The organism is Rudaea sp. (assembly GCF_036560865.1).
In the GTDB taxonomy this organism is placed as follows: domain Bacteria; phylum Pseudomonadota; class Gammaproteobacteria; order Xanthomonadales; family Rhodanobacteraceae; genus Rudaea.
The window spans coordinates 1-4,814 of record NZ_DATBQK010000020.1; the positions used below are offsets into that span (position 1 = coordinate 1).

Below are 4,814 nucleotides of genomic sequence, written 5' to 3' on the forward strand. Positions count from 1 at the left end.
GCATCGCGCGCGGCCGCCTTGATCTCGACCAGACCCTGACCGACTTCGGGCACCTCGAGCTTGAACAGCTCCATCATGAATTCCGGCGCGGTGCGCGACACGAACAACTGTGGTCCGCGTTGCTCCACACGCACCTCGTACAGATAGCCGCGCACGCGATCGCCCGCGCGCACCGCTTCGCGCGGTATCGCGCGGTCGCGGGCAATGTAGGCTTCGGCGTTGCCGCCCAGATCAAGATAGATGCTGCCGCGCTCGACGCGCTTGACCACGCCGGTGACAAGTTCACCGACCCGGTCCTTGAACGCTTCGACCACCTGCGCGCGCTCGGCTTCGCGCACATGCTGCACGATCACCTGCTTCGCCGCCTGCGCCGAGATGCGGCCGAAATCCGGATTGTCGATATGTTCTTCGACAAATTCGCCGACCTGGATATCGGCGCGCGTGTCGACCGCGTCCATGAGACGAGTCTGCCGGTCCGGCGACTCCATCACGACATCGTCGGCGACGACTTCCCAGCGGCGGACGGTTTCGTATTCGCCGCTATGGCGATCGATGACGACGCGCGTGGCGACATCTTCGGCGTGGTAGCGCTTCTTCGCGGCGGACGCGAGGGCGGCTTCCAACGCCTGGAAAATCACTTCGCGGTCGACGCCTTTTTCATTCGCCACCGCATCGACTACCAACAACAGTTCTTTACTCATCGTTCTCTCCACGAATTCCCTTCTCCCGCCGGGAGAAGGTGCCGAAGGCGGATGAGGGAAAGGCATCCGCAACTTCGCGAGCGTTCATTTCTCAAAATCGCTTTCTTTATTTTTTATCTTTTTGCGCATTTTTAGCATTGCTCGCAGCCTTGCCTCTGCCCGGCTTGCCCGCAGGTTCGCCGAAATCCGGCACCAGCTTGGCCCGGTGCACATTGGCGTGCGCGATATCCACCGCGACGCCATCCTGCTCCATCACGATCGTCTCGCCTTGCACCGCGCGGATCGGACCCTGAAAACGCCGGCGTCCGTTCAGCGGCAGATTCAGTTCGAGCTTCGCGTTCTGGCCGATGAAACGCGCAAACTGCTGCGGCGTATACAACGGCCGGTCCAGACCCGGCGACGACACTTCCAGCGTGTAGCGTCCATCGATCGGATCGTTCACGTCGAGCAGCGCCGACACCTGGCGGCTGACCGCTTCGCAATCGTCCACCGTCACCGCACGCTCCGCGGCATCGATGTACACGCGCACCAGCGAATTGCCGTGCGACGGGCTGTACTCGACGCCGAGGCATTCGAGCCCCAGGTCCGCGATCGCGGGCGACACCAGTTCGGTCAATTCGCTATTTCGCATGTTGCTGTTCAAAACAAAACCATCGGACACAAAAAATGGGCGCGAGGCCCATTCCATAGTTCGTCGTTTTCATCCACCACCGACGATCCGCATCCTGCGAAGCCACGCGTATACTTTTGCACTCATCCATGATCGCGAAGATCAAACAGCGTCCATCCATGGCCGCACTCTTCAATTAACAAAAAAGCCTCTCGTGGAGGCCTTTCTCCGGTCTGGTAGCGGGGGCAGGATTTGAACCTGCGACCTTCGGGTTATGAGCCCGACGAGCTGCCAGACTGCTCCACCCCGCATCAGCCGAACGCGAAGTGTATCCGGTTATGACGCTGCATTGCAAGGTTGCGGCTGCTGCGTTCGCAATGAGTTGGTGGGCGGTGCAGGGATCGAACCTGCGACCCTTGCCGTGTGAAGGCAATGCTCTACCGCTGAGCTAACCGCCCTGGCCGCGACTTGCGCCGCTCAGAGTTTTCCCTCACCCCTTGCCCTCTCCCGCCGGCGGGAGAGGAGGAGTGATCGTCCGCGACGCGGACGTCGTGATTTCATTGAAGCTGGTGCCGGAGAAGGGAATCGAACCCCCGACCCACGCATTACGAATGCGTTGCTCTACCAGCTGAGCTACCCCGGCGCCGGTCGCGCAGTTTAGCGGCTGCGTCACGCGATCACAAGATTGCCGGGATACGGACGTCTGCATGCGGTGCCCGCACTGGCATGTCCGTACACCGATGCGGCTCGCGCTGACATCAACTGTCGGAATTCTCCTACAACACGGTGCAGCGTACGCCGATGCCGCATCCGCAAACGCACGCCTAGCATGCCTCCGTCCAACAACACACTCGGAGACAGTCATGCAAAATCGAACGGCGACGCGGCAAGACGGAGTCACCCTGATCGAACTGATCATCACCCTCGCCATCCTCGCGGTCGGCGCTGGCCTCGCAACCAGCGGCGTGTCCGCCGCGATCCACGCCGCAAACACGAGCAGCGCGACATCGAGCTTGTATGCAGCGCTGACTCAGGCGCGCAGCAGCGCGGCCAACAGCACAGCCGATGTGGTGCTGTGCCCGAGCGCCGATGGCGCGAGCTGCTCGGCCGGCTATCACTGGGAAAACGGCTGGATCGCGTTCGTGGTCACGCACACCGGCAGCGATCGCACGCCGGACGAACCGATCCTGCTGCACCAGCAGGCGCTGCCGGCGAAAGTGCATCTCATCACCAGCGCCGGGCGCACGCGCATCCGCTTTCAACCCAGCGGCAGCAATGCCGGCAGCAATGCGACCTTCACGCTTTGCGACGGGCGCGGGCCAGCCAAGGCGAGCGCGTACGCGATGGCCAACAACGGCAATCTGCATTCGACCACACCGGATCCGGTTTACGTGGCCGACGCTTGCGCAAATCTGTGAACTTGGACGACGACAGAAACCCCATCAGTTCATCGCCACGATTCGGGATTGCCCTTGCGGCGAATGCGGCTCATAATCTCCGCATGAAGCGCGGAGATTACGAACAATACATCTGGCAAGCCAAAGACTGGCCGAACTGGCGCTACGACTTGCAGGCGCTGGCTGCACCCTTGGTCAACGTCAGCCACGCACAAGGGCTACTCCTTGGCCGGCTCGCCGACCTAGGCGCCTTGTCAAGGAATCATGCCAGCTTGGCGGCGTTGACCGACGACGTCGTCAAAACCAGTGCGATCGAGGGTGATTCGCTCAACGTTGTCTCCGTGCGCTCGTCCATTGCGCGCCGACTTGGCGTAGACATTGGCGCCTTGGCGCCAGTGGATCGTCACGTCGAAGGCGTCGTCGACATGGTGCTCGACGCCACCACGCGCTACCGTGAGCCATTGACGGCCAAGCGCCTCTTCGGTTGGCACGCCGCGCTGTTCCCCACGGGCCACAGTGGCCTGCGGCGCATCCGTGTGGGCGCGTGGCGTGACGACGCAAACGGCCCCATGCAAGTCGTGTCGGGGCCGGTGCATCGCGAGAAAGTGCATTACCAGGCGCCACCAGCCAATCGACTGAAGATTGAATTGAAACGCTTCTTCGATTGGGCCAACGACGACAGCGGCGAGCCAGTGCTGATCAAGGCCGGCCTTGCCCACCTGTGGTTCGTCACCTTGCACCCATTCGACGATGGTAATGGCCGTATCGCGCGCGCCATCGGCGATCTGTTCCTCGCGCGCGCCGATGGCAGCCCGCAGCGGTTCTACAGCTTGTCCGCGCAGATACAGCGATCACGTCGCGACTACTACGACGTGCTCGAACGCACGCAGAAAATTTTGCCTATGGCAAAATTTCGCGCCAGCCTGGGCAGGCACAGGGATGTGTCTGCCAAAGACACGCTCGACGTGACCGAATGGCTGGCTTGGTTCCTCGATGCGTTGGGACACGCCATCGTCGGTGCACAAACGTCGCTGGATGGCGTGCTTGGCAAGGCGCGCTTCTGGCGCCGCTCGGCGGGCACTCCAATGAACGAGCGACAGGCCAAAGTGTTGAATCGCTTGCTCGACAGCTTCGAAGGCAAGCTTACCAGCAGAAAATGGGCTGCGATCGCCAAGTGTTCTGCCGATACGGCGCTGCGCGACATCACCGAACTGATGGGGCGCGGCATCCTGCGCAAGACGAGCGCGGGTGGACGCAGCACAGCCTACGAACTGGCGCCTGATGCAACTAGGAGCGATTAGATTCTCCGGAGCGGAGATCGTGCGCGCACTTCAACGTCTGGGTTCGTAGTCGCGCGGCAACGCGGCAGTCACATCGTTCTTCGCCGTGGGGCTATCGGTTGCGTAGTTCCCAACCATCGCGAGGTCAGGTCGGCACGTTGGCTGGGGTATTACTCAGAAGTCAGTAAGTAGCACAACCCGAATGGCTGTTTCCCCTCTCCCCTTGCGGGAGAGGGTGGCGCGCAGCGCCGGGAGAGGGGAAGGCGCCGCAGGCGCCTGCTGCGCAGGCGTCACCCTCTCCCAAACCCCTCCCCCATCAAGGGGGAGGGGCTCATCCCACATCAGCAAACAGCACAGCCAGCGGGCTCAGACTGAACTAGCCCCTATTTTTGACGGAGTCAGCGCCGGCGCAACTTGCGATATACGTCGTCGCGCTTTTCGACGAGCGCAACGGTTACCGATTCCGCGTCGTAACTGTAAACCGCGCGAAAATCTCCTACACGGATACGATGAAAATTGCTGCCGTGGAGCCGTTTCACGTCATCCGGCAGCGGGTTATCTCGCAAAGCCAGGAAGCGGTCGGCTAATTTCTTAGCGCTTTTTGCCGGGAGGTCTCTCAGGCTTTTTTGAGCTTCTTTTGAGAGCTGCAGGTTTCGCATGTTGGAGACCTTTCAGGAAAGTCAGCGAGTCCGCAGTGCTCAACAATCCCCCGTCGATCGCCGCTTGAGCACGCACGATGAGGTCGGCATCCTCCAGCTCCATTAATCGTTCAAAGAGATGCACGGAAACAAGGTAGACACTATTCCGACCGTGACTGGTGATGAGC

At 61.3% G+C, this 4,814-nt stretch carries 6 protein-coding genes and 3 tRNA genes; 2 read left to right on the top strand and 7 right to left on the bottom strand.

The genetic code is table 11. The features are described from left to right. The 5 genes from VIE67_RS02005 to VIE67_RS02025 all read right to left on the bottom strand — a co-directional run. Nucleotides 1-701, bottom strand: a 701-nt coding sequence (locus tag VIE67_RS02005) for a transcription termination/antitermination protein NusA (RefSeq protein ID WP_332022770.1), incomplete at its 3' end; no start/stop codon positions are given. 106 nt (nucleotides 702-807) lie between these two features. Further along, the gene (rimP, locus tag VIE67_RS02010) at nucleotides 808-1,332 is read right to left on the bottom strand and encodes a ribosome maturation factor RimP (protein WP_332022771.1); all 525 of its coding nucleotides are present in this window, start codon (nucleotides 1,330-1,332) and stop codon (nucleotides 808-810) included. A 213-nt stretch (nucleotides 1,333-1,545) separates the two neighbouring features. Next, nucleotides 1,546-1,622 (bottom strand) — tRNA-Met (locus VIE67_RS02015). A 72-nt stretch (nucleotides 1,623-1,694) separates the two neighbouring features. Further along, a tRNA-Val gene (locus tag VIE67_RS02020) sits at nucleotides 1,695-1,769 on the bottom strand. Nucleotides 1,770-1,878: 109 nt separating this feature from the next. Further along, nucleotides 1,879-1,954 (bottom strand) — tRNA-Thr (locus tag VIE67_RS02025). A gap of 220 nt (nucleotides 1,955-2,174) precedes the next feature. Here VIE67_RS02025 and VIE67_RS02030 point away from each other — a divergent pair. Both VIE67_RS02030 and VIE67_RS02035 read left to right on the top strand, forming a co-directional pair. Continuing rightward, a complete protein-coding gene (locus tag VIE67_RS02030) occupies nucleotides 2,175-2,729 on the top strand; it encodes a GspH/FimT family pseudopilin (RefSeq protein WP_332022772.1) in 555 nt (184 codons plus the stop codon). 2 nt (nucleotides 2,730-2,731) lie between these two features. Then, nucleotides 2,732-4,009 (top strand): Fic family protein, encoded by a 1,278-nt coding sequence (locus tag VIE67_RS02035; RefSeq protein ID WP_332022774.1) that lies wholly within the window; start codon nucleotides 2,732-2,734, stop codon nucleotides 4,007-4,009. Between the two features lie 377 nt (nucleotides 4,010-4,386). On the opposite strand, the gene VIE67_RS02040 is transcribed toward VIE67_RS02035, so the two are convergent. Next, nucleotides 4,387-4,647 carry a type II toxin-antitoxin system RelE family toxin gene (locus VIE67_RS02040; protein WP_332022776.1) on the bottom strand — a complete coding sequence of 87 codons (261 nt, stop codon included), beginning with the start codon at nucleotides 4,645-4,647 and terminating at the stop codon, nucleotides 4,387-4,389. After that, a complete protein-coding gene (locus tag VIE67_RS14740) occupies nucleotides 4,580-4,810 on the bottom strand; it encodes a hypothetical protein (RefSeq protein ID WP_414707253.1) in 231 nt (76 codons plus the stop codon). Before VIE67_RS14740 ends, VIE67_RS02040 begins: the two co-directional genes overlap by 68 nt. Between the last annotated feature and the right edge of the window lie 4 nt (nucleotides 4,811-4,814).